This is a genomic window from Mariniflexile sp., assembly GCF_052728615.1.
Genome location: NZ_JBFVFE010000033.1, coordinates 20,979 through 45,968, shown reverse-complemented (window position 1 = coordinate 45,968; position 24,990 = coordinate 20,979). Strand labels below are relative to the sequence as shown.

The window sequence follows — 24,990 nt, the reverse complement described above, 5'->3', positions numbered from 1 at the left end:
CCCCTTTGGGGAGGTCGGAATTGCCTTTTCGCAATTCCGGGAGGGGCAAAATATAATCCCGAAAGCTTTCGGGACGGCGAAATACCTCTATGTCCCGATAGCTATCGGGACTGCCTCGAGGACAGTCGGTTTCAAGAATTTTTTTAATGTTCTTGTAAATAATTCTTCATTTATTTCACATTTCCCAAACAAATCGATATCAATTGAAAAGTGTGTCCATTTTGTAATGCCAATAAGATTCCTCCAACCAATAAAAAATCGTCAAATTGAGATAATTTCATTATTTTTTCCAAGAGTTCCAAGAGTTCCAAGAGTTCTGGACTAACTGTCTGTTTTTGTAGCCTCTAAATTCTTTTTTATCAACTGAAAACAAAGCTGCCAAATATGAAAGTGTTATAGCGTCTAAACTTCTTAAATTAAGCGATATTTCTTTAATTGTTTCTAAACCATATAGCTTTTTTATTAAATTCCAATCACTCCAATTTCCATATTCCAATACTTTTGCAATCATTCGAACTTTATTTCAGTACATGACAAAAATGAAAATGAAAAGTTCAAAACATTAAAAATAAGCCACTTAATAATTCCTCCCCTTTTTTCAAGGGGTAGAGCCTGTACCGATTTTTCGATATGCCGAATGGCGGAGGGGTCAATGATATTGCTTTTTAAATTATATGAGATATTTTTGTCATGTACTGAAAAACTTTATATTTATCCAAATCGAAAGTGGTTTTATCAACATCCCAAAAAAGATGTTGCGAAAAATTGTTTATTGTAATTTCTTTATTCATATGTAGATAATATTTGTTTTTTTAATGACCATATGGAATCGCTTTATCTTCATCGGTGTTTGCTTGCGCAAACTTGTTGTTAATGGCGATTTCATAATAACAAAGACAACTATATTGAAAATGTTTTACCCTATTGTTTTCACCCTAACATTCAGTACGTTTAACCGTTCACATACTCCGAGGGTGTCATGTTAAACTGTTTTTGAAAATTGCGACCAAAACTGGTTGCGGATTTGTAGCCAACCATTTCAGCAATCTCATAGATTTTATAATCGCCCGATTTTAGGAGTTCCGCAGCTTTTTTCAGTCTGGCAATGTTTACAAGTTCATTCGGGTTTAAATTCGACATATCTTTTATTTTTCTGTAAAAAGTAGAACGGCTCATGTTCATGGCTTCAGCAAGAGCTTCAACGTTTAAGTCGGGGTCCGAAATATTCGAATATATAAATTCATCCAATTTCTTGATAAAGGTTTCATCTGTTTTGGTATGTGCAATGCTCCTGATGTGTGCCAACGGAGAACTGGAATAGTATGCCATGATATGCTTTCTGTTGTCAATTAAATTGGCAACCTGAACTTTTAGGTACTCCATGGAAAAGGGTTTCTCAATATAGGCATCGGCGCCAACTTCCAATCCCTCAATTTTTGCTGTCAAAGCTGTTTGTGCCGTTAAAAGTATAATGGGCAAATGGCTCGACTCCAAATCGGTCTTTATTTTTTCACATAAAGTAAAGCCGTCCATGCCGGGCATCATCACATCGCTAATAACCAACTGTATGTTCTCGTCTTTAATAAGTTTCAAAGCAGCTTCCGCATGGGTCGCTTTTAGCACCAAGTAATCTTCCATTAAATCTTTTGCAACAAAATCCAATAAGTCCTCATTATCTTCCACCAATAAAATCACAGGTTTATAGTCGTCCGTTTTTGGATAGATTGATGGTTGGTCGTCATGTTTTGCTTTTTGCCGTTCTTTGGAATCGTATAAATCAAATTCCTTTTCTTGGTGTATAGGTAGGTTAAACACAAATACGTTCATGCTGGCATCGCCTACATCCAATCTTAAATTTCCATTATGGAGTTCTGTTAAGGAGTATGCCAAAGAAAGCCCTATGCCCGTACCTGGCAGCCCTTGGTTTTTAGTGCCTGACATTCTGAAAAACGGTTCAAATATTTTATTTTTTAAATGGGAAGGGATAAGGGTTCCATCGTTTTTTACTTTTAGTTCGAGAAAATCCTCTTTTTGTTCCAAAGTCACTATTACCTGTTTTTCGGCATATTTTATAGCATTGTTAAAAAGGTTACTGAGTATTTTCTTGATGGCCTCGGTATCTACATAAGCGAATACATCTTCTGTTTCCAATATAAGCTTAAAGTCAATGCTTTTATCCTTAATGGCATGACTGAAACGTGCATAGGTGTCTCTTAAAAGACCAGAAATATTGGTTTCAACAAAAGTAAGGGTCATGTAGTCCAATTCTGTTTTTCTAAAATCAAGCAATTGGTTGGTCAAATCCAACAGGCGAGACGTATTTTTATCCATAATGGACAGGTTCTCCACCATTTCCAGATCTTTGTTCTCTTTTTTAAGCAATTTTTCCAAGGGGCTTTTAATAAGGGTCAATGGTGTACGGATTTCATGCGAAATGTTAGTAAAAAACTCTATTCGGGCCTTATATATCTCTTTTTCCTTTTTATTGTTCAATTTTTCAATCAATTGATGGTTTTTTGCTTTGATTCTTGAATGGTAAAATCTGAACCCGAAAAAAACCGTTAATGCCGTCAATAGGGTATAAAGGGCATAGGCCATGTTGCTTTTCCAAAACGTAGGTAACACTGCAATTTTTAAAGTAGAAGCTTCCTCGCTCCAGATGCCGTTGCTGTTAAGCGATTTTACCTTAAAACTGTAATTGCCCGAGGGCAACTTGTTGAAGTTGACCCTGCGGTTTTTCTTCAAATAAACCCAATCATTGTTAAGCCCTTCCAATTTGTACCAATAGTTAGTGATGCGCGGCGCGGTATAGCTTAAGGCAGCAAAGTCTATACTGAACGACGATTGATTTGGTTTTAATTGTAATTTGTCGGTAAAGGTGATTGATTTTTTAAGAGGAGAATCCCCATTGTTAACCGGCACTTCCTTATTGTTTATTTGCAGTCCCGTAATTAAAATAGGAGGCCGGTAATTATTCTTGGTAAATTCGGACGGGTTAAAGCTGATTAAGCCATCCACACTTCCAAAATACATAGTGCCCGCTTTATTTTTATAGGCCGAATTATAATTGAACTGATCGCTCAACAGCCCATTTTCCGTGGTGTAAACAGTCATATCATTCGTCAATGGGTCAAAAGTGACCAACCCTTTGGAGGTACTTATCCAAAGCTGTTTTTTATCGTCTTCAATAATGGAATAGAACACATTGCTTGGGAAACCATCTTTTTTGCTGTAGGTTTTAAAATCATGGGTATGGTCCCGATATAAATTAAGCCCGTTTTCGGTAGTTATCCATAGATTTTTTTTACTGTCCTGGAAAATCCCGTTTATAGCGTTGCTGCTAATGCTATTAGGGTTCGTGTTGTCGTGTTTAAAAACGCCTTTAATTTTTGTTTTAGGGTCAAAATACAATAACCCGTCCCAATAGGAGCCTGCCCATAATAAACCGTTATGGTCTTGAAGTAGGGCAGTAAAAAAAATACCTTCCGGAAAAGCTTCTACCGTTGAGAACCGATCGTTTTCGGCATGGTATGATTGTATGCCCGATTTTGATATGGCAAAAACCTGTTTGGCTTTGTCTTCGTACAGACCGTAGATGAAATTGCTCGAAAGTCCATTGCCTTCACCCGTTTTGTATTTTTTTATAATTCTTCCGGTTTGGGTATCCAAAATATCCAAACCGTGCTCAAAAGTGCCTATCCAAAGTTTATCGCCCCTGGGCAAAATAGCATGGATGTTGTAATGCGATAAGGTATGGCGCTCTCCCGATGGTTTGTAGTTGGTAAAAATACCTGTGCTGGGGTTGAATTTATTTAGGCCGGCATCTTCTGTGCCTATCCATAAATTTCCATAAGCATCTTCACGTATTTCTCGCACGGCGTTTCCGCTGATGGAGTTTTCTCCAATTTTTGGGAAATATTTATTAAAATAGGCATATTGTTTTGGGTAATAATTAACGCCACCAAAATAAGTTCCTATCCAAATGCCTCCTTCCTTATCCTTGGAGAGCGCATAAACAGCATTATCAGATAATGCATAGGGATTATTATAGCTTTTTTTTAGGGCATTATAAGTTTTGCTCTTTAAATTATAGATGTAAATACCCGATTCCGTTGCAATCCACAACTCATCATTTCCATTTATAATAAAGTCCCTTACATATAAGGGCTCTTCTGTTTTTGGCAATAATTCCTTGGCCTTCTCTTCTTTAATGTTAAAAGATAGTGCCCCATGATTTTCCGTGCCAATAAGCAAGGTATGGTTATCTATGGCGAATAATTTATTCACCCTGTATGGGAGCTTGGGCTTTAGTGCCGTGGTTATTTCTATTCTTTTAAAAGAATCGGTGCCCTTTTCGTAATGATAGAGATAATTCCCATAGCTGGTCCAAATGTTGCCGTCCGGTGTGCTGGTTAAATCTTCGTTATGAAAAAAAGTTTCGGCATCAAAAACAGTTGTTTTTTGTGTGCTAACCTGGTATTTAAATAAAGAGGTGCCCGCAATGTACCACAGGTTGCCGTCATGATCATGATCAATATCTAAAATAGGGAGGTTTAAGGTGGTTTCCAACAGTTCAAATTCTTCATTTTTTTCATTATAACGAAATAATCCGTCACCTGTGCCAATCCATAAACTATCATTATATTCGTGTAGGCACTCTATAAAGTTGCTCCCTAAACTTTTTGGGTCGTCAGGGTTATTCTGAAAAATTTTAAAATTATAACCATCGAACCGGTTTAGGCCGTCTTTAGTGCCAAACCAAATAAAGCCTGTTTTGTCCTGGAGAATGCAATGTACCGTATTGTGCGACAAACCATCTTCTGCCCTGTAGTGTTTAAAAAAATATTCTTGGCAAAACAACATCTGTGCCGATGGCAAGGACAGTATTAAAAATGATATAATTACTTTTAGCATTGCTGATTGTTGATTTTTGAAAAAACTTAAACGAGTTCATAAAGATACATTACAAATTTAACCATACCGATACCCTCTACCTCAAAATATACCCTTTATTCAATGTTGATAACAAATTTGAACAGTATTATGGTATAATGGGACAAAATGAAGGTTTTGTCACAATTATTTTCTTTTATTAAGTACATGACAAAAATTGATAATGTATTGGTTGTCAGTCTGAGCGCTCCCGATCTATGGGGACGAAGACATTGGGATGGCCTATATACTGCCCCAACCGACGAAGCCTTGTAATATGACATTGTTAAAACCAAAGAATTAGGCTTTAGCATGATACGAAAACATGTTAAGGTAGAACCTGCCCGTTGGTACACCCATTGCGATGAATTGGGTATTTTGGTTTGGCAAGATATGCCCAGTGGCGGCCCTGAAAAACAATGGGAACGCAAAAACTATTTTTAAGGAAATGAATCAAAAAGAACATTAGCCTCTAAAAGTACCTAGTAAAAAGAGTTTAATTAATCAGTACGATTTCTACAGGGCGAACTATACATCAAGCTCATATTGATATGCAATTTATAGTCATTGAACTATGGTTCTCCGGTTGTTATTAATCCAGAAGCGTAAATTTTATGGCAGTGCCTCCACCGGGCGCCAAGTTTAAATTTAATACCGTTTTACTGGTTACAACTTGTTCAGAAACAGTAACAGGATAGGGGTTTGTTTTGTAATGGGCATCCTCTCCATCGGTATAAATTTTGGCAGTATAATTTTTGTCTTTGTCCAAAAATGATAACGATACTTTTAGGTTACGGGCTTCTCTATTGGTAATGCTTCCCAAATACCAATTTTGTTCCTCCCAATCCTTGCGCACCATGGTGGTGTATTCGCCTATTTTTGAGTCTAAAACTTTTGTTTCAGACCAAATTGAAGGCACTTCTTTTACAAATTCAAATTCAGGTTTGCCTTGGTAGTTTTCTGGCAGATCGGAAGCCATTTGCAAAGGGCTGAAAATAACCACATACAAGGCCAATTGTTTTGCTAAAGTGGTTTGAACCATGGCTTTGTTGGGCGTCTCATAATCAAAATTAAAGGTTCCAGGAGTAAAGTCAAAAGGCCCGGACAGCATTCTGGTAAAAGGCATAATGGTGGTGTGCTCTGGTGTATTTCCACCATCGGCAGACCACGCATCGTATTCTTGTCCGCGGCCGCCTTCTTGGGTCATTAAATTGGGATAGGTACGTTGTAGCCCCGTGCCTTTTACAGGCTCATGGTTATCAATCATGATATGGTATTTAACAGCGGTTTCAATCACTTTTCTGTAATGCCTAACCCCATATTGGCTATCATGCCATTCTTTTTTGTCTAAATATTTATTGACGTACCCTGTTTTTACGGCATTAATGCCCATTTTATTATACAGCGCAAAGGCATCTTCCAACTGGTTTTCATAATTTTTAGCTGCGCCAGCCGTTTCATGATGCCCTATTAAGCGTACATTGTTTTTAGCGGCGTATTTACTTATTTCTTCCAAATCAAAATCCGGATAAGGTTCTGTAAAACTAAAAGCCGAACCATCAGCAGTCCATTCGCCATCCCAACCTATGTTCCAGCCTTCTACAAGAACACCGTCCAATCCATTTTGGGCTGCAAAATCGATGTATCGTTTTGTGTTTTCAGTAGTGGCACCGTGTTTTTCGCCTTGCCCCCACGTGTATTTTTCTAAATGCATGCCCCACCAAATGCCTATGTATTTTGAAGGTCCAATCCAAGAAACATCGTCAATTTTTGAAGGCTCATTTAGGTTTAGCATGAGTGTTGAAGTAACCAAATCGCCAGGCGTATCACCTACGATAATGGTTCTCCAAGGGGTGTTGAAAGGTGTTTCTGCATATACTTTTACGCCATCTGCCCAAGGCACTAAATCGCTTTTATATTGATTGCCATTGGTTTTTAACAAGGTCATGGAAGCAAAGTCTGTTAAATTGGCTTCGTGTATCGCCACATATAAACTGTCTTTTGTTTCAAAAGTAGCAGGCGTGTTGATAGTGTCCGTTTTGCTGATGGGCGTTTTTCTGTAAAAACTTTCATAATAACTGTTTTCCGAATGCACAGGAATCCACCAAACATCATGATCAAACGGAAACGTAAACTGGGTTATTTCATTTGAAATTTCTACCTTGTTGAGGTTTGCCTGCTTTGGAAATTCATATCTAAAACCCAATCCGTCATTAAAAACCCTAAAAACAATATCAACAAAGCGTTCATTGCCTTTAGATTCTTTTAAGTGAACAGTGAGTCCACTATGGTTATCCGTCATTTTTTTAAACTCTCCCCAAGGTTGCTCCCAAATATTGTTAACTGTATTTTCTTCAATAGTTACCACTTCAAATCCTGAAGTCATCTTTTCAAGAGTTTCAAATTCAAAACCCAGCAATGAAGGTTCAACAACCGCTTTGTTGTTATGTGATAAGGCATATTGTGGTTCGCCTTTTTCAGTTAAACTAAAAGTTAAAACGTTGTTGTGGTTAGGAGATGCTATTTGATATGTTTTTTTTACCGAATGGCATGAAAGCAAGGCAATACTTATTAAAAAGGCAATATAGATTTTGAAAGGTGAATTTTTCATTATGCTGTTGTAATGATAAGGTTTATGTTTTATAAGGTTTCCAATATAGCGGTCGCTTTATGGGTTTGTAAAGACACGAAATAATAGAATGCTTGGTCTAGTTTTTTCTGAACAGTGGCATTGCCGCTAAATTCTTTTCTTAAATTATAGAGGGAACTAATGCTGCTAAACACATTGCCAGTATTTTGTACGCCTGCAAATGTTTTTACTTTTTCTATGTATGAATAGCCAAACTCTTTAGTGGGCTCGAACATGGTGCCTTCTCCAAAGTCATTCCAAGTGATGAGTTGTAAATATTTTAGGTTGGCATTTTTTGCCATGGCAAGGGTTTCATCCAAGGTTGCTCCGTTATTGTGCTCGATGGTCCAACCGATGGCCGTTGAGGTGCCTCCTTCTTTATAAAAATCCTTAAACCCAGGATATGCACTTCCTATGCCCACTTGAAGGTTTGGAAGCGTATTGGTATAAAAATTAGAAAGATAGGTGCTGTTTTTATACACCCAAGCATATTCGCCTTGGGCATTGTCTGCAGCTTCTGAAGATTTATTCCATAGGGTTAAAAATGTGGGTTTCGGACTTAAAGCACTAAATACTTGAGTCCATTCTTCTGGTGTGCTTAATGTAATGGGCCCAAAATTTAAGAGTAAAGGTTTGTTGTTTGTTTTTATATAATTGGCATCTTTAAAATAAGTGTTTTGCATGTATGCCATATCCTTTTTTGCGGCGCTCACAACGGTTGGAGCCAATTGCGCATTCACAATATCGTTTAAAAACCAGTCTTCATATACAATGGCATATTCTAAGCCCGCATCGTCTAACATGGCAATGAGCTGTTCTGAGTTTTCCTTTACTATTTTATAATCATTCAGATCAAAGGTGCCATACCAATCAATTAAAATGCCATCAATTCCGGCATATTTCATCAATAATAAATGGTTTTCAATAACATCTTTATCGCCGGAATGGTAAGGCCCTATTAACGGATAGTAATGGGAGGCGATTTCTCTTTTCCCTGAGGCATCCTTATTATCTGGATTTTTATTGTTCATGGTCCAGTGATAGCCCCATTGGTTATTTGGGCTGCTCTCTTTGGTTTCAAACCAAGGCATATAATGCACGAAAACTTTAGTACTGTTTGTTTTGCTTATTGCAACGGCACCAAAAACCTCCAGTTTAAATGGTGGTTGGTTTTCATCTTTAGGAGTGTCGGAACTGGAATCGCAACTTCCCAGTAGCAAACAAAACAGCATGATATTGATATTCAAAGTAAACTTAGTCATTGGTTTTAAGGTATATTGATGATTATTGTTGTTCGGTAAAGAATCAAGACCGCTACGCTGATAGTCCCGATAGCTATCGGGAAAAGAATAAAGATTTGATTGTAACTAACTGATGAACAGTTTGATTTTTTTTATAAATTTTTATAAATATTTAAAGCTAGCCTAAAGTAAAATAAAAAGAGCGAAATGCTCTAAAAATCGATTCTTCGACAGTGAACTCATCTTGACTTTTTCTGTTTCCTAAAAAACGGCTAAAATTCGTCCATATTTCGTTACCTTTTTTATGCGTAGCGATGCTATGCCTTTCAAAAAGTGCCTCATCTGAACAAATTTTATCCCGTTTTCGGTCAAAAACAAAAAGTCAAGATGAGTTCAGTCTATAAAATTTTAATCGGACAATAATGATTAATAATTATGATTTAAAAAAATGTTAGCCCTCTAAAAACTAACTCAAAAAAATTAGAAGGCTAACACAAAACAAACTAAATTAATTAGTGTACCCCGGATTCTGTTTAAGGTTGGTGTTGGTACTTAACACCGATGTTGGGATTGGGAATATGGCTCTGTAAGCTGCTGTGGTTCCTTTTTCCCACCAAGGTTGAAAAAATATTCCGAACCGGATATTGTCCGTCCTGCGTCGCCCTTCAAAAATAAATTCATGAAGTAGTTCTTTGTTAATGTAGGCCAAATCAATGGTAGCAGGCGTTTCTATACCGGCCCTTTTATTAATTTGGTCCAGGAATGGCCGTGCTAAGTCTGGAGCATTTAATCGTACATAACATTCGGCCTGCATCATTAAAATTTCGGCATATCTTATCAATACAAAATCGTTATCGCGTTCCCATTTGTCTCCGGCATTAATTTGGTATTTGTTTAAGCGCACCCCTTCATTTTGTTTGGCGTCTTCAAAATTAGAGATGTCCTCTGTATAAGTTAATGGTTGTCCGCTATCCATAATGATTACCGAACCGGTGGCCAAGTTTATTTGATCACCTTCTAGCAGAGCTCCTTTACGACGGTCTAAATCATCAAAAGATGAATACACCCCTGGTTGTGCGCACATACCATTTGCAGACCATTGGTAATTACCTGTTGGCGACACGGCAAATTTTTGTAAGTAATGATAGGACATGGAACTCATATAGTTGCCTACGGTACCCGCATCGGAATCATAAGGGATGGCGAATATGGTTTCGGTCGATTTTTCATTTTGGGTTGCAAAATTCGCAAAATAATCAGGTTCCAAGGTATATCCAGAAATATTTTGGCACATATCAATACAATCTTGCCAACGTGGTTTGCTTACAAAAGCTTCCGAATTTAAATACAATCTTGCTAATAATGAATACGCCACATTTTTGGTGAATTTTGAATAAGCAATGTTTGACGGCAAGTAGGGTAATGCATCCAACAATTCGCTTTCTACAAAATTATATACTTGTTGTCTAGATGAGTTGGCAGGCAAACCCAAATCTTCAAAATTCGTTACAATAGGCACATTGCCAAATAGATCTAAAAGCATGTAATAGTAATAGGCCCGTACCGATTTCAGTTCGGCGAAGATGGGTTTTTTATCGGTTTCAGATAAACCGGACTTATTGATTTGATAAATAATGGAATTTATTTTGGCAATGCCCGCATAACAATATCTCCAAGCGGATAATATCATGCCATTTTGTGCGGTCCAAGTATGACGTTGTGCATTTTGATATTGCCCACCATCATACCAATCGGTGCCCCGGGTTGGGATGGTAGCTTCATCTGAAACCACTTCATTTAAGAAAAACACATATTCCGAAGCGGGAAAGGAATTGGAGATCCCATCCTTAAAGCCTCTTAACGAGGAATAGGCACCGCCTGCTAGGGCTTCAATTTCTTTGGGCGTTTTACCAAAATTCTCATCTTTAACGCGATCAAATAACTCTTCATCCAAATTTGTACATGCAAATACCGATAGTGCCGTACATACTATTAAGGTTATATTTTTTAGTTTCATTATAATTCGTTTTATCGTTATTATTTATTAATACCCTAAATTTAGATTCAGCCCTAAAGACACCGTGGTTGGCCTTGGGTAATTGTTAAATCTATCCATACCAGGGTTTGACAAACCTGTTAAGTTTACTTCAGGATCTACACCTTTATAATTTGTAAATACCGCTAAATTTTCTCCTAAAACATACAATCTAAGTTTTGAGGTTGAATTTTTAAACGGAATGGTATAACCGAAAGACACGGTTTGCAATCTTAAAAAAGAAGCATCTTCTATCCAATAGCTTGAGAAAGTTGGTGCTGATGTTATGCCACTTTTTAGAAAGTCGTCAGGTACATTATTAGCCGGCAACCTGTTGGGGTCGTAAAGCATCATGTTGGTGGCGTTCAATACCTGTTGCCCAAAGCTTCCGTAGGTTGTAAACCCTAAATCAAAATTATTATAGGTAAAATCCATGCCAAAACCGAGAGTGAAATCGGGTTGCACGTTGCCAATGGCCGTTTTCTCATCACTTAATATAAAGGCGCCGTTTTCATCCAAACCAGAGCTTTCATAGCCCCAAAAGGTGCCTACGGGATACCCTTCCTTAATGATTTGTGAAAACTGGTTGGACATGCCCGACAAACCATGCAATGAACCACTATAAATAATATCCGTTTCGTAAACCTGATTGGATAACTTTTCAATTTTCTGGGTGTTTTTCGCAAAGGTAAGATTGGCGTTCCAGTTGATTTTATCATTTTGAATGATATTGGCGTTTAAGGTTACTTCCAATCCTTTATTGGTCAATTCGCCCACATTTGCAAGAATGGTTCCTACTAAATAGGGTGGTTGTGGCACTTCATAGGTATATAATAAATCGTTGGTTCTTTTGTTGTACCATTCCACCGATCCTGTTATTTTATTGAATAAACTGAAATCGACACCAATATTTAGTTGCGCCGTGGATTCCCATTTTAAATCGGGATTCGGGTTTTGTGCCGGAGAATATGCCAAACTCCAAGTGCCAGTTGCTGGGTCGTAATAACTATCACCGCCAACACCTAAAATAGAGAGCGATTTATACTCACCAATACCATCTTGATTACCGGTAACACCATAACCTGCACGGAATTTTAAATTTGTAAGCCAATTTTCGGTGGATTGCATAAAGTCTTCTCCGGTAACTTTCCAAGCTACGGAAGCCGATGGGAATACGCCCCATTTATTGTTGGCTCCAAAACGACTGGAACCATCTTTTCTTATGGTGGCGGTAACCATATATTTACTGACATAAGCGTAGTTTGCTCTAGCAAAAAGGGACGCTAAGGTAGATTTCCCTTTATACGAATACACATCGCCCAAACGGTAATCTTGCCCTGCCGCCAAATTGTTGTATTCAAATAAATCGGTAACAAAACCACTGCGTTGCGCACCAAAACCTTCGTAGCTATTATCTAAATACGAATAACCCACCATGCCATTCACATTACTTTTTCCTAAAGATTTTGTGTAATTTACATAAGCTTCAACCTGCATGGTAGTGTATTCGCCATAGGTTTTTTGTCCGTAGCCATTTTCACTTCTACCTTCCAAAACAGCATACGTGGGCTTATAAGTGTTTCCTGTGGTGGCATTATGTTCTAAAGATAGATTTAAAACCGCTTGAAAATCATTTAAGAAATTGGCCTCCGTTTTAAAATAGCCTAAAAGTCTGTTGCGTTTGTTGTCGGCATTTCTATTGGTCAATATTTCAACAGGGTTTTCATAAAGCGTGCCCCCAACCGATGTAAATTCACCATTAGCGTTATACACAGGAATGGTTGGGTTTAAGTTAAAGGAACGTTCAAAAATCCGATAGTCCAAGGGGTGCCATTTGTCAATATTGGCAAATAAACCGGCATCAATTTTAACAGCTTTATCCAACACATATTGGTAGGTGTTTAAACTGGCACTTAGGCGTTCCAACTGCGTGGTTTTAACTGTGCCTTCATTCTTTAGATAAGAAATAGATGCGCGCAACCCGCCGTTTTCACTTCCAGATGCCATGTTAATGGTGTGCGATTGGGTTAAGGCGGTGGTTAGTTCCAATTCTTTTTGCCAGTTGGTATTGGTGCCAAAATCAATGGCATCGGTTAAATTATTCTCCCTAACATAGCCTCTCCATTGGTTTGCGGAAAGCATATCCAAATGATTGGAAGCATAACTGATCCCCGTAAAACCATTATAATTGAATGATGCGCCTTTTTTGGTACTTTTTGTGGTAATGATGATAACCCCATTGGCACCACGAGAACCATATATGGCGGTAGCGGAAGCATCTTTTAAAATATCTATGGATTTAATGTCTGCCGGTTGCACCACATTAATGTCAACCCCAGCAATACCGTCCACTACAATCAATGGGCTGTTGCTTGCTGTAAGCGACGTGCCTCCCCTTAATCGTAAAGAGGAACCACTACTTGGGTCGCCCGTATCTTGGGTAACCACTAAACCTGCAATTTTTCCTTGTAGTACTTGCTCGGTTGAGGTTATGGTGCCTTTTACCAAATCTTCAGAAGAAATGGATGAAATGGCGCCTGTTAAATCGGATTTTCGCATCGTGCCATATCCAATGGCAACAATTTCCACGGCATCAAGCGCAAAAGTATCTTCCTGCAAAGTGATTTCCAGGGGCGATTTTGTTGATGCGGTTATCTGTAATTTTTCAGAAGTAAAACCAATATAGGAAACTTCAATGGTGCTACCTAAAGCAGCATCTATTTTAAATTTACCATCAAAATCGGTTGTAGTGCCATTATTTGTTTTAGCTTCCAGAATGGTGGCTCCTACTAATGCAACACCCGTATTGTCCACTACGGTACCGCTAACTGTTCTTTTCTCTTGCGCATGTATTGTTAATGTTAGAAAAAACAACACAACAATTAAAACAAAATACGTCCTTGTCTTTCCTTTCGGAAAGTTTATTTGTGAATACTTATTATCCATTAGATTTGATTTTTTTGGTTATATGTTAGTCTAAAGTTTTTAGAGGCATGGTAGTGTCTGAAATGGTTCTATCCGTATTATCTTTTACCAATACATGAATTTCATTGATGTTACTGATGTCTTGAAGTGCGGTAGGCAAATCAATAAACCCTTTAATTTCACTTACGTTTCCACTAAATTCTCCAGTTAATACCGTATTTCCAGCATTAATGGTATAAATCAATTTGTTAATTCCAACTTCGTTATTGATTCTTGTGATTCCTAAAAAGTCTTTTTTGCTTATTTGCAATGGAAAAAACCGAAATACTGGTGGTGGTGGCGGAATAAATTCGGCGGCATTAATGACCTGGTCGCCAGAATTGACAAACCAATCTTTGGCAACCATTAAAAACGTGATGTTTTCCATAACAAAACCATCGGGGATGTTGTTGTAATATTTTGACGGAATCAAGTCCATTTTATAAATACCGTTCCCCAAATTTTTAAGTTTTGTTTTTTCTGAAATTTCAGGGAGCCAAGCTTGGTATTCCTGCAAAATGGCCCAATTGTTCATGCCGCTATGAAAATGCACACTTTCTACGTTTTCAAATCCAGGTACCAAATTGGAGTTGAACAGAATACTTAAACCACCGTTTAACGTTGGTGCTTCTGGGTAAGCTCGTATTAATTCGTTGGCTGTGTAAAAGGAAGAAAATGCGGTGTAAGGTACATTGGTAACATCGCTTTGTTTAGATCCGGTCTTGTCTTTAAGGCGAAACCAAAAACCTGCACTAGCTGCAATTTCCGCCACGGTTTTGGAAAAATAGGTGGTTGGCGTTAAAGTAAAACTCCATATCATATTGCCTTCATTGGTTAAACGGGCAAATTCCGATGAGTTTCCCCAATTTCCGGCATCGGGTTCTGAAGGTGACCAAATCCATAGATAAACCTCTTCATCCGCAGCAAATGTGGTGGTGGATAAATCAAAATACCAAGTAACTTGCTCATCATAATTGTAAACTACTGGGTAAGACCAAATTTTATTTGGGCCTCCAACTTCTTGTTGTGCATGTACGAAGTTGGCGGCTACAAATAACGCTATTAAAATAGTATATAAAATTTTTTTCATGAGTTTGAATTTATTGTTTTTTATTGGACACATGTCGCTTCCATATAATCATTTCCGCGAGAATCGAAGACGCGTTGTGGAAGGTTCATCTTGTGCTTTTTTACTTATTTGAAGTTAGACTAAATACATAAGAAACAAATGGCGTGCCTCCAGAGGTTCTTACCAATTGTACTTCCATTTCTTCATTGCTTCCAGGAACCGATGTTAACAGTAACGTATCTGTTCTATTGGTTTTTTGCGCATCACTGTATAGATTAATTTGAATAGCTCCAGAGTTTGTTGGCTGGAAACCGGTATTCAAACCCCAATAACCACTCAATTGGAATATGGGAGGCACATTTCCAGAAACCTGATAACTTGTTGGCAGCATGTTTGCATCCACATTAAATGCTATTTTAAAAACATCATAATTGAATAAGGCGCTTAAATTCTGTTCGCTGGGTTGAATACCGTTGGTCTTGGCAAATTGGTCAACCATTCTCAGGTTCATTAAATTCCAATTACCTTGCATTTTTTCATAAACAGTTATGGGTTCTACATAAGAACCATCGTCTGTTTTGCTACAGCCTAAGACGAGTAAACAAAAAAAAACGAACACGAGTACTTTAATGGATTTCATAGATTAAATTAGTTTAGTTAAAAATTATTTTTTCCTTGAGTTGATAGGATTTAGCCAAATTATAAATTAGAAATCCCTTAAAAAAATCATGGAGTAAAAATCGAGATGTTTTTACAGTGCATTTTATTTTAAAATACTGATAATAAGCTGTTTATTGTTTTTTTTAGGAATTAAGAATCGAGAAATAATTTAGAAAATTGGCAGGTAATTTTTAACGTTTTCATAACATTTTGCTAATTAAATACTGCGGTTTTTGCCTAAACCGCATATTGTGTTGTTGTTTTTTGCGTATTAAGTAGTATTTTGCTTTTATTTTATAAGATTCTTAAATTTGGATAAAAAAATATGTTTTCATAATTATGGGTAAGCTATTACCGTAATTTGTTAAATTTGAAACACACTATTTATATTAAAAAAGAATGCGTAACCTATTAAGTATACTGTTTGTTTTTTCTTCCTTATTTATTTCTGCTCAAAATATAAACCGCATTCTTGACAGTTTGGACAGAGAGTTGGGGAACAAAAAACGTTACCTATCGATTAAATATGACTCCATAAAGGAACTAAAAAATAATGTCCAGAAGTTTACTTTAAGCAAAGATGATAAGAACCTTTATAACCATTATTTGTTGCTATTTGATGCCTATAGATCGTTTAAATATGATTCTGCTTATTATTATTTAGAATTGGCAAAGAAAAAAACGAATGTGCTAAAAGACCCTGATTTGCTTTCCAGAACAAAAACCAAGGAAGGGTTTGTATTGCTTTCATCAGGATTGTTCAAAGAAGCACTCGATACCTTAAACAGTATAAATATTGATGCCCTAAACAGTAAAACAAAATTTGAATATTATACCATACTGGCCAGAACCTATTATGATTTGGCCGATTATAATAAGGACCAACGCTTTAATATCCAATACATCCAAAAAGGAACTGTTTATCTTGAAAAAGCTTTGGAATTTGTTGCCCCGGATTCCAATGAATATTGGGCAACCGAAAGTTTAAAAAGAATGAAACAGCAAGACTGGAAGGGTGCAGAGTTTGCTTTTAGGTATTGGATCAACAATTATGATTTGCCCCAAGAATATTATGGTATTGCCACATCAAGTCTTGGCTATTTGTACTCACAAAGAGGATTTGACGAAAAAGCGATTGAATACCTTGCCTATGCCGCCATTGCAGACGTAAGAAACGCTACCAAGGAAACGGTGGCATTGCGCAATCTTGCCAATGAAATATATAAATTGGGCTATTTGGATAAAGCGAACACATACGTAGGTTTGGCCATGGACGATGCCACATTTTATAATGCACGCCATAGGAAAATAGAAATATCGTCCATATTGCCCATTATAGAACAAGCACAGCTAAAAAAAGTAGAAAGCCAAAATAACCGATTGGAAAAAATTATCATCCTTTTGGGGTTCTTAGCCGTGGTTTTTATCGTTTTCCTTGTCATTATTTTCAAACAGTTAAAAACGAGAAATGCTGCAAGAAAGGAAATGGCAGTTTCTTATTTAAAGCTTCAGGAGATGAATAAAAAATTAAGTGAGGCTGATACCATAAAGCAAGAGTACATCACCTATTTTATCAAAGCAACCTCTGAATTAATCAATAAAATGGACCAATTCCAAAAAAATGCCATCCAGAAAACGGTAGCCAAAAGATATGATGATCTCATCACAAATTTAAAACGCTATAACGTTAAAAAAGAACGTGAAGAATTATTCTTGCAGTTTGATACCATATTTTTACGATTGTTTCCAACGTTCATCAAGGAATTCAATGCGCTTTTTCCTGAAGACCAACAAACAGATTTGAAAAAAGGAGAACTGTTAAATACAGAATTAAGGCTTTTTGCTTTATATCGCCTAGGAATTCAGGACAGCAATCAAATTGCCGCTTTTTTAGAACTTTCTGTGGCCACTGTTTATACTTATAAGACAAAAGCAAAGAGCAAATCAAATTTCAAAGATTCCTTTGAAGAAAAAATAATGGACATTCAATCTATTTAATAGTCTATAGGTATTGGGTGATTTTTGTTTATGGAATTGTATTCTTCAACAGTCAATTTTAAGTTAAGATGGCCACAAAAGCGTTTTTGACCTACTTCATGTTATCAAGTACATTACCAAGTTTATAACCAATTTGGGGCAATTTCGTATTTAAATAAGCAACACGGTGGTATGTAAGATCTTCATTTGCTGTGATCAGTTTCGGTTTTCCAAACCTGAAATCTCCATCAACTGAATTTTGGACACCTTCCATTTCCTAAACAGGCATTCCAATAGTTTTTTGATGGGTTTTAATTGCAAACCCTTTAAAATTCTATATTATAATTAGGCATAAGGTTGTAAAATCCTATTATTAGCCTTATATTATAAAAAAATCAGCAAGTTTAAAAAATGACAGAAAAATTGACTAAATCACAGGAACTCCTAAATCGAAGAAAAGAGGCTGTGGCGAACGGAGTTGGTGTGTTCAATACCGCTACGGTAAAGGAAGCAAAAGGAGCGATAATTATAGATGCTGATGGGCGGGAACTTATTGATTTTGCTGGGGGCATTGGGGTTGTAAACGCAGGACACTGCCCAGAACCCGTAGTTGAAGCCATAAGGGAGCAAGCGGGAAAGTATCTGCATACCAGTTTTAATGTGGTTACTTACGAGCCCTATATTGAATTATGTGAGGAATTAGCTGAAATTTTGCCACACGGAGAAAAAACCAAGGCCATGTTGGTAAGTACAGGGGCTGAAGCAGTGGAGAATGCCATAAAAATAGCCAGACAAGCAACCAAAAGACCTGCCGTTATATGTTACACAGGTGCCTATCATGGGCGTACCATGATGGCGATGACATTGACAAGTAAAATAAGCTATAAATATGATTGTGGTCCTTTTGCTCCAGAAGTGTATCGGCTTCCTTTTCCAAACGTTTACCGTTATAGAGGTACTAGGGGAGAAGCCGGTTTTGTAAAGGATGAACTTAAAAGATTGCGTGAAAGCGCTCTAAATTTGGTCGATGTAAAAAACGTCGCAGCTATTATTTTAGAACCCATACAAGGTGAAGGTGGGTTTAACCCCATGCCACAAAAATATTTGGAAGGTCTCCGAGCCTTTTGTGACGAGCATGGTATCATGCTAATTATGGATGAGGTACAAAGTGGTTTTTGTAGAACCGGGCATTGGGCTAGTTGGCAACATTATGGTGTGCAGCCGGATATAAGTACTTATGCTAAATCCATGGGGTCGGGTCTTCCCATTGCGGCAGTCGTAGGTCGTGCGGAGATAATGGATGCTGCCGCTCCAGGCTCTATTGGTGGCACTTATATTGGGAGCCCTGTTTGTTGTGCTGCCGCTTTGGCAACCATCAAATACATGAAGAAGATTAATCTGAATCAAAAAGCCAAAGTTTTAGGGTCTGTTATCAAGAAGCGTTTGAAAAATTTGAAAAAAGTCTGTCCCGAAATTGGCGATGTTAGAGGTATTGGCGCCATGATTGGAATAGAGTTTGTAAAAAATAATGACCCTCATCAACCAGACGCTGATTTATGCTCAAAAATCGTGCAGGGATGTTCAGAAAATGGCTTAATCATGTTAAGTGCTGGAACCCACAGAAATATTATCAGAATACTTTCACCTTTAGTAATAACCCAAGAAGAGTTGGAAAAGGGGATGTCGATTTTGGAAAACGAAATTAAAAAAGCAACAAAAAAATAATCACGAAACGAGTATGCTAAAAGTATTATCGCCCAAGGGAATGATTAATAGCAAACACGTGACAATTAAAAAACAATATATATAAATACATGAGACCATTCGCAATTGCAGGAATACAAATGAAAGTATCGGCCGTCGCTTCCAACATGGAAATGATGAAGCTGAAAATTGATATTACCATGAATCTCTATCCATGGATTGAGATGATTATGTTTAGTGAACTTTGTGCATTCGGGCCATTGACCCACACCGCACAACCAATTCCTAACAACTTTGAAGCAGAAATGCAGGCCAAAGCCAAACAATATGGAATATGGTTACTCCCTGGCTCCATATTCGAAAAAAGTGAAGGTAAAATTTTCAATACGGCAACCGTTATCAATCCCAAAGGAGAAATAGTAACCCGATACCGAAAAATGTTTCCTTTTTATCCTTATGAAACAGGAGTAACACCCGGACAGGATTTTTGTGTATTCGATGTGCCTAAAGTTGCAAGATTTGGGGTATCGATTTGTTACGATATGTGGTTTCCTGAAACCATTCGAACTTTAACCACTATGGGCGCCGAAGTTATTATGCACCCTACCATGTCTGGAACCATTGATCGCGATATTGAACTGTCTATTGTTAGAGCCATGGCATCTGTAAACCAATGCTATTTTTTTGATGTGAATGGTTTGGATACCGGGGGCTGTGGGCGTTCCATAGTCTGTGGTCCAGATGGTCGTATCTTGCACCAATCAGAAGGCACCGAAGAAATCATACCGCTTGAATTGAATATTGAAAGAGCAAAAAGAAGTCGCGAATTGGGCATTCTTCGCCTTGGCCAACCTCTTAAAAGTTTTCGAGACCATATACACACCAATCAATTTGGTATTTACCAACCCAATATACCTACACCCTATCTGGACTCCTTAGGGCCACTAATCAAACCTTCACGACTTGATAAAATCACGGAATTAAAAATCAAAGAAAATACTTTAGAGCAACAAAGCTCGCCCGTTCACTATAAAGGGGATGGTATCATTTAAAATAAAAAAAGATGGGTGGAATTCCAATGAATAAAAAGAATAAAGCAATAGCTATAAAGGATTATGTGAGCTGGTTTGAAATCCCTGCGATTGATTTTCAACAAGCGGTTCATTTCTATAACCACATATTTGGTATTGAAATGGTACAAAACATTACGGATGTAAATGCCATGGCCTTTTTTCCTGTAACATCGGGCATTGGTGGTGCGGTAATAGCGGGCCCTAATTCAATACCCTCAGATAAAGGCCCATTGATATATTTAAATGGAGGAAACAATCTCAGCAATGTACTAAACAAAGTGGAAGCCGCAGGCGGACGCATTGTAATGCCAAAGACCCTTATTAGTGAGGATTCTGGTTATTTTGCCATTTTTATCGATTCACAAGGAAACAAATTAGCATTACATTCAAAAAACTAAAACGTGATTAAAAATAAAACAAAAAGTGCACCTTATTATAATATCGGACAGCTTCGGGTTGATTTTTGGAACCGACTGAAAATCCAAACATCCGAATTGAGACGTTGCCATAAAGGCTCTGAAAATGAAAAAACACATAAACAGCATGTCAAGGAGTTGATCAAAGACCTCATGGTTGTGGAATGCTTTTTCGCATTCCCGGGAAAAGAGCGCTTACAAAAATTTGAAAACGCTTTTTCCAGTCATGAATTTACCTCGCTATCCCATTTGGTTGCTGAAACTGCAAGGCAATTGTTAGGCGATAGTTATAAAAGCAATCTGGACTTCATTAATTTTGATGAACACAGCATGGAGTCTGCCGAGGAACATGACCAAAATAGCAGTATCAGAAAAAATCATTTCGAGGTGTTGTTTGTTGATAATATTTCTGAACTGGAAGAAAATAAATTGAAGCATAGTTTAAGAATCCTTCAGACTCCAAATGATAAGTTCAGTTATGGTGTTGTGGTGCAACGCTCCTTTCAAGATGCCATGATTACGTTGCTTTTCAATCATAACATACAAGCTGTTGTAGTACGTTATGCCCCGCCTTATCACTCCAAGTTGGTCACGCCTCTTATAAAACCATATATTGAAGAAGCTGTAAAACATGATTTTTCATCCAAACCAGAAACCGATCTTGGCCCTATCATTGGAGATTTAATTAAACAACTAAGGCCAGAGTTGGACACCTATTATGTAACCGATTCTTCGCTTGGGCATTTAAAAGACAATACCATTAAAGGTTTCAAACGTATCTTTTACCAATCAGAAGATATACAGGAAATGCATCTAACTATCATGCGTGGTATCGAAGAGCGTTATAACACGCCTTTCTTTTCTGCCTTAGTAGAATATAGCCAAAAGCCAACAGGAGTATTTCATGCCATGCCAATTTCCCGTGGTAATTCAGTGTTCAAATCAAGATGGATCCATGATTTTGGCGATTTTTACGGGCGTAATATGTTTTTGGCTGAAACATCGGCAACAACAGGTGGCCTTGATTCCCTGTTACAGCCAACAGGCCCCATTAAAAAAGCCCAAGAGATGGCACGGGATGCCTATGGTTCACAATACACCTATTTCGTGACCAATGGAACATCCACCGCAAATAAAATAGTGATGCAGGGCTTGGTTAAGCCCCAAGATGTGGTGCTTATTGATAGGGATTGCCACAAGTCGCACCATTACGGATTGGTTTTGGCGGGTGCTTATCCCGTTTATTTGGATTCCTACCCCATTGAAGAATACTCTATGTACGGAGCGGTGCCTTTGGAACAAATTAAAACCAAATTGTTGCAGTTAAAGGAAGCAGGAAGACTGGACAATGTTAAAATGTTACTATTGACCAATTGTACTTTTGATGGGCTTGTGTATAATGTAGAACGCGTTATGGAGGAAGTGCTTGCCATTAAACCCGATATGGTTTTTTTATGGGATGAAGCTTGGTTTGCCTTTGCGGGTTTTGCCTATAACTACAAGCAGCGTACTGGCATGTTCACAGCAAAAAAGCTTTATGAAAAATATAATAGCCCAAATTACAGGAAAGAGTACAATGAGCATATAAAAGGATTGAAAAATGGCGACCAATCATTATTGCCCAATCCTGATACCGTTAAAATCCGTGTTTATGCCACACAAAGTACCCACAAAACGTTGAGTAGCTTCAGACAAGGCTCTATGATCCATATTTGGGATGAGGATTTCCGTAGAAAAACGGAAAACACCTTTTTGGAAGCCTACATGACGCATACTTCTACCTCGCCAAACTATCAAATGTTGGCATCACTGGATGTGGGCAGACGGCAAGTGCAATTGGAAGGATTTGAATTGGTTGAAAAGAGTATTGAAATGGCTATGGTACTTCGTGCCAAGATAAACGATAACCCCCAATTGAGTAAATACTTTGATGTTTTGACTGTGAAAGATTTTATTCCAGATAAATTTCGTCAAACGGGCCTCAAGGAATATTATACCAAAAATGAAGGTTGGAATCGGATGGACAAGGCATGGGCAAATGATGAATTTGTACTGGATCCAACAAAAATAACCTTATATATTGGGAAGACCGGGGTTGATGGCGACACGTTCAAAAACAAATATTTAATGGATAAATTTAATATCCAAATTAATAAAACGTCTCGAAATACGGTGCTGTTCATGACGAATATAGGAACTACTAGAGGTAGTGTAACCTATCTTATCAATGCGCTTTTAAAAATTGCGGATGAATTGGATGATGAACTAAAAGCACTGAACGACAAGGAAAGGGAAATACGGGATAAAAGAATACACTCGTTAACAAAAGAAGTGCCACCCTTACCGGATTTTAGCTATTTCCATCATTCCTTTCAGGCAGTTCCTGGAATTCCTGGAGGTAATTTAAGAGAGGCTTATTTCTTGGCTTATGATGAGGAAAATTATGAATATGTACCCTTAAATGACTGTTTGTCGGTTATGGGCACCGGAAGAAAATTGGTTGCTTCCACCTTCGTAATTCCGTATCCACCTGGCTTTCCAGTATTAGTGCCGGGGCAAGTGGTGAGCGAAGAAATCATTAATTTCATGACGGTGTTGGATGTAAGTGAAATACACGGCTACCGTTCCGATCTGGGTCTTAGGGTATTCAAGGAAAAGATACTGGACAGACATAAAATTACGACTTCAATGGGCGGTATGTCCATTGGAAAAACGAAAAAACAATTAATTTAATCATTGAAAAACAGTTATATGACTACTAAAAAAATAACAGACACAAAAAAACTAGCCAAACCAATTAGAAAAAAAACAATACCCGTAAAGAAGGAATCTAAAGCCGAAGTGCTTAATGGCGTAGCCGATATAAGACGCTTCTTTTATAAAAACGAAATACCTCTTTATTTTATAAGTGCTACTAATTTCAATATGCTTGGTGCCGATGAATGGATAAAGGGTTTTAAATTTATTTGCCATATCGAGTGCTTTGATGGCCTGCATCCCAATGTGTTTTCCCCAAAAGAGGAAATTCCGCATAACGAATTCACCAGTATTGAAGACATCAACAATTATCTTTTACAACATCCAGAAGTCCAGGCTTATTTAAACCATAGAAAAAAAGGAAAATCGGCTGGAAAAGCTATGTTTTTAATGTTTGATGAAACGACTGAGAAACTCGCCAAAAAATTAGGACTGGAAATCATGTTCCCGCCTGCAAAGATGCGGACTTTAATGGACAACAAAGTAAACACCAATCGCATTGCCGAAAAAGCAGGTGTGCCTTGTGTGCCCTATGTACTTTCCCCGGTTTCGGATTATCCACATTTGAATAAAGTTTCAAAGGTTCTTGGTACAGATTTGGTAATCCAAACACCATTTGGTGATTCGGGCCATACGACGTTTTTTATTACCAATGAAGAAGAATTCAAAAAGTATGAAGAGGAGATTGTTAAGGAAAAAGAAGTGAAAATAATGAAACGCATCAATTGTAAAGGGTCGGCAATTGAAGCCTGTGTTACTAGACACGGCACTATTGTTGCGCCTTTAATGACCGAACTTGTTGGGTTCAAGGAATTGACCCCTTACAAAGGTGGTTGGTGTGGAAACGAAATTTATCCAAATGCGTTTACTCCAGAAATTCGTGAAAAAGCAACAAAATACACGCAGTTATTTGGAAATCAATTGAGAAAGGAAGGCTACAAAGGCTATTTTGAACTCGATTTTTTGATTGATCAGGACAATGGAGAGGTTTACCTAGGTGAATTAAACCCAAGGGTTACGGGTGCAAGTTCCATTACAAACCATGCCGTTTTTGCATTGGCTGATGCGCCGCTTTTTGTATTCCATATTTTGGAATGGATGGATGTGGAATATAAGTTAAACATCAACGAGATGAATGAACGATGGGCACGACAAGAAAACATAGACGGTTGGAGCCAATTGATCATCAAGCATACCGAGGACACTATCGAGTATGTTTCTGAAGCCCCGAAATCAGGGATTTATAAAATGTTCGATAATGGCCATATCCAATTTGACAGGATGGATACCCACAGAAGAGCGGTAGAAACTGAAAGCGAAGCGTTTTTCCTCCATATTTCCAAAGAAGGGGATTATTTGTATGAAGGGGCCGATATGGGCATTTTAGTATCAAGAGGCCGTATGATGACCGATGATTTTAAAATCAACGCACGTGCAAAAAATTGGATAAAAGCCATCCGAGGAAAATATGTTTCCCAGGTTATTGAAGACAAACGAGAAAATGTAGTACTTAGTGGCAGTCTAACAAAATAA

At 37.7% G+C, this 24,990-nt stretch carries 15 protein-coding genes; 7 read left to right on the top strand and 8 right to left on the bottom strand.

The genetic code is table 11. The features are described from left to right. Positions 1-280: 280 nt before the first annotated feature. Both ACU1LP_RS12790 and ACU1LP_RS12785 read right to left on the bottom strand, forming a co-directional pair. Positions 281-511: a DUF6922 domain-containing protein gene (locus tag ACU1LP_RS12790; protein ID WP_445730907.1), complete on the bottom strand. Its 231-nt coding sequence runs from the start codon at positions 509-511 to the stop codon at positions 281-283. A gap of 440 nt (positions 512-951) precedes the next feature. Next, complete coding sequence (locus ACU1LP_RS12785; protein ID WP_445736441.1) at positions 952-4,914, bottom strand: hybrid sensor histidine kinase/response regulator transcription factor; 3,963 nt, start codon at positions 4,912-4,914, stop codon at positions 952-954. A gap of 330 nt (positions 4,915-5,244) precedes the next feature. Between ACU1LP_RS12785 and ACU1LP_RS12780 the strand changes: the two genes are divergently transcribed. Beyond that, complete coding sequence (locus tag ACU1LP_RS12780) at positions 5,245-5,376, top strand: hypothetical protein (protein WP_445730905.1); 132 nt, start codon at positions 5,245-5,247, stop codon at positions 5,374-5,376. Between the two features lie 148 nt (positions 5,377-5,524). On the opposite strand, the gene ACU1LP_RS12775 is transcribed toward ACU1LP_RS12780, so the two are convergent. The 6 genes from ACU1LP_RS12775 to ACU1LP_RS12750 form a co-directional block, all read right to left on the bottom strand. Further along, the gene (locus tag ACU1LP_RS12775) at positions 5,525-7,543 is read right to left on the bottom strand and encodes a glycoside hydrolase family 97 protein (RefSeq protein ID WP_445734640.1); all 2,019 of its coding nucleotides are present in this window, start codon (positions 7,541-7,543) and stop codon (positions 5,525-5,527) included. Positions 7,544-7,572: 29 nt separating this feature from the next. After that, on the bottom strand, positions 7,573-8,823 hold the full coding sequence (locus tag ACU1LP_RS12770) for a glycoside hydrolase family 71/99-like protein (RefSeq protein WP_445734641.1): 1,251 nt from the start codon (positions 8,821-8,823) through the stop codon (positions 7,573-7,575). A gap of 487 nt (positions 8,824-9,310) precedes the next feature. Beyond that, positions 9,311-10,819 carry a RagB/SusD family nutrient uptake outer membrane protein gene (locus tag ACU1LP_RS12765; RefSeq protein WP_445736440.1) on the bottom strand — a complete coding sequence of 503 codons (1,509 nt, stop codon included), beginning with the start codon at positions 10,817-10,819 and terminating at the stop codon, positions 9,311-9,313. 27 nt (positions 10,820-10,846) lie between these two features. Next, the gene (locus ACU1LP_RS12760; protein WP_445733580.1) at positions 10,847-13,783 is read right to left on the bottom strand and encodes a SusC/RagA family TonB-linked outer membrane protein; all 2,937 of its coding nucleotides are present in this window, start codon (positions 13,781-13,783) and stop codon (positions 10,847-10,849) included. 25 nt (positions 13,784-13,808) lie between these two features. Further along, the gene (locus ACU1LP_RS12755; RefSeq protein ID WP_445730900.1) at positions 13,809-14,891 is read right to left on the bottom strand and encodes a hypothetical protein; all 1,083 of its coding nucleotides are present in this window, start codon (positions 14,889-14,891) and stop codon (positions 13,809-13,811) included. Positions 14,892-14,991: 100 nt separating this feature from the next. Beyond that, the gene (locus tag ACU1LP_RS12750; protein WP_445730899.1) at positions 14,992-15,510 is read right to left on the bottom strand and encodes a DUF5004 domain-containing protein; all 519 of its coding nucleotides are present in this window, start codon (positions 15,508-15,510) and stop codon (positions 14,992-14,994) included. Between the two features lie 419 nt (positions 15,511-15,929). Here ACU1LP_RS12750 and ACU1LP_RS12745 point away from each other — a divergent pair, with 419 nt between their 5' ends. The 6 genes from ACU1LP_RS12745 to ACU1LP_RS12720 all read left to right on the top strand — a co-directional run bounded on the left by ACU1LP_RS12745 (position 15,930) and on the right by ACU1LP_RS12720 (position 24,990). After that, the gene (locus ACU1LP_RS12745) at positions 15,930-17,528 is read left to right on the top strand and encodes a DUF6377 domain-containing protein (protein WP_445736439.1); all 1,599 of its coding nucleotides are present in this window, start codon (positions 15,930-15,932) and stop codon (positions 17,526-17,528) included. A 390-nt stretch (positions 17,529-17,918) separates the two neighbouring features. Further along, the gene (locus ACU1LP_RS12740; RefSeq protein ID WP_445731698.1) at positions 17,919-19,232 is read left to right on the top strand and encodes an aspartate aminotransferase family protein; all 1,314 of its coding nucleotides are present in this window, start codon (positions 17,919-17,921) and stop codon (positions 19,230-19,232) included. Positions 19,233-19,321: 89 nt separating this feature from the next. Further along, the gene (locus ACU1LP_RS12735; protein ID WP_445733578.1) at positions 19,322-20,263 is read left to right on the top strand and encodes a carbon-nitrogen hydrolase family protein; all 942 of its coding nucleotides are present in this window, start codon (positions 19,322-19,324) and stop codon (positions 20,261-20,263) included. An 11-nt stretch (positions 20,264-20,274) separates the two neighbouring features. Further along, positions 20,275-20,682, top strand: a complete 408-nt coding sequence (locus ACU1LP_RS12730) for a VOC family protein (protein WP_445731700.1) — start codon at positions 20,275-20,277, stop codon at positions 20,680-20,682. A gap of 3 nt (positions 20,683-20,685) precedes the next feature. Further along, complete coding sequence (locus ACU1LP_RS12725; RefSeq protein WP_445733577.1) at positions 20,686-23,433, top strand: aminotransferase class I/II-fold pyridoxal phosphate-dependent enzyme; 2,748 nt, start codon at positions 20,686-20,688, stop codon at positions 23,431-23,433. Positions 23,434-23,451: 18 nt separating this feature from the next. Continuing rightward, on the top strand, positions 23,452-24,990 hold the full coding sequence (locus tag ACU1LP_RS12720; protein WP_445733576.1) for a biotin carboxylase: 1,539 nt from the start codon (positions 23,452-23,454) through the stop codon (positions 24,988-24,990).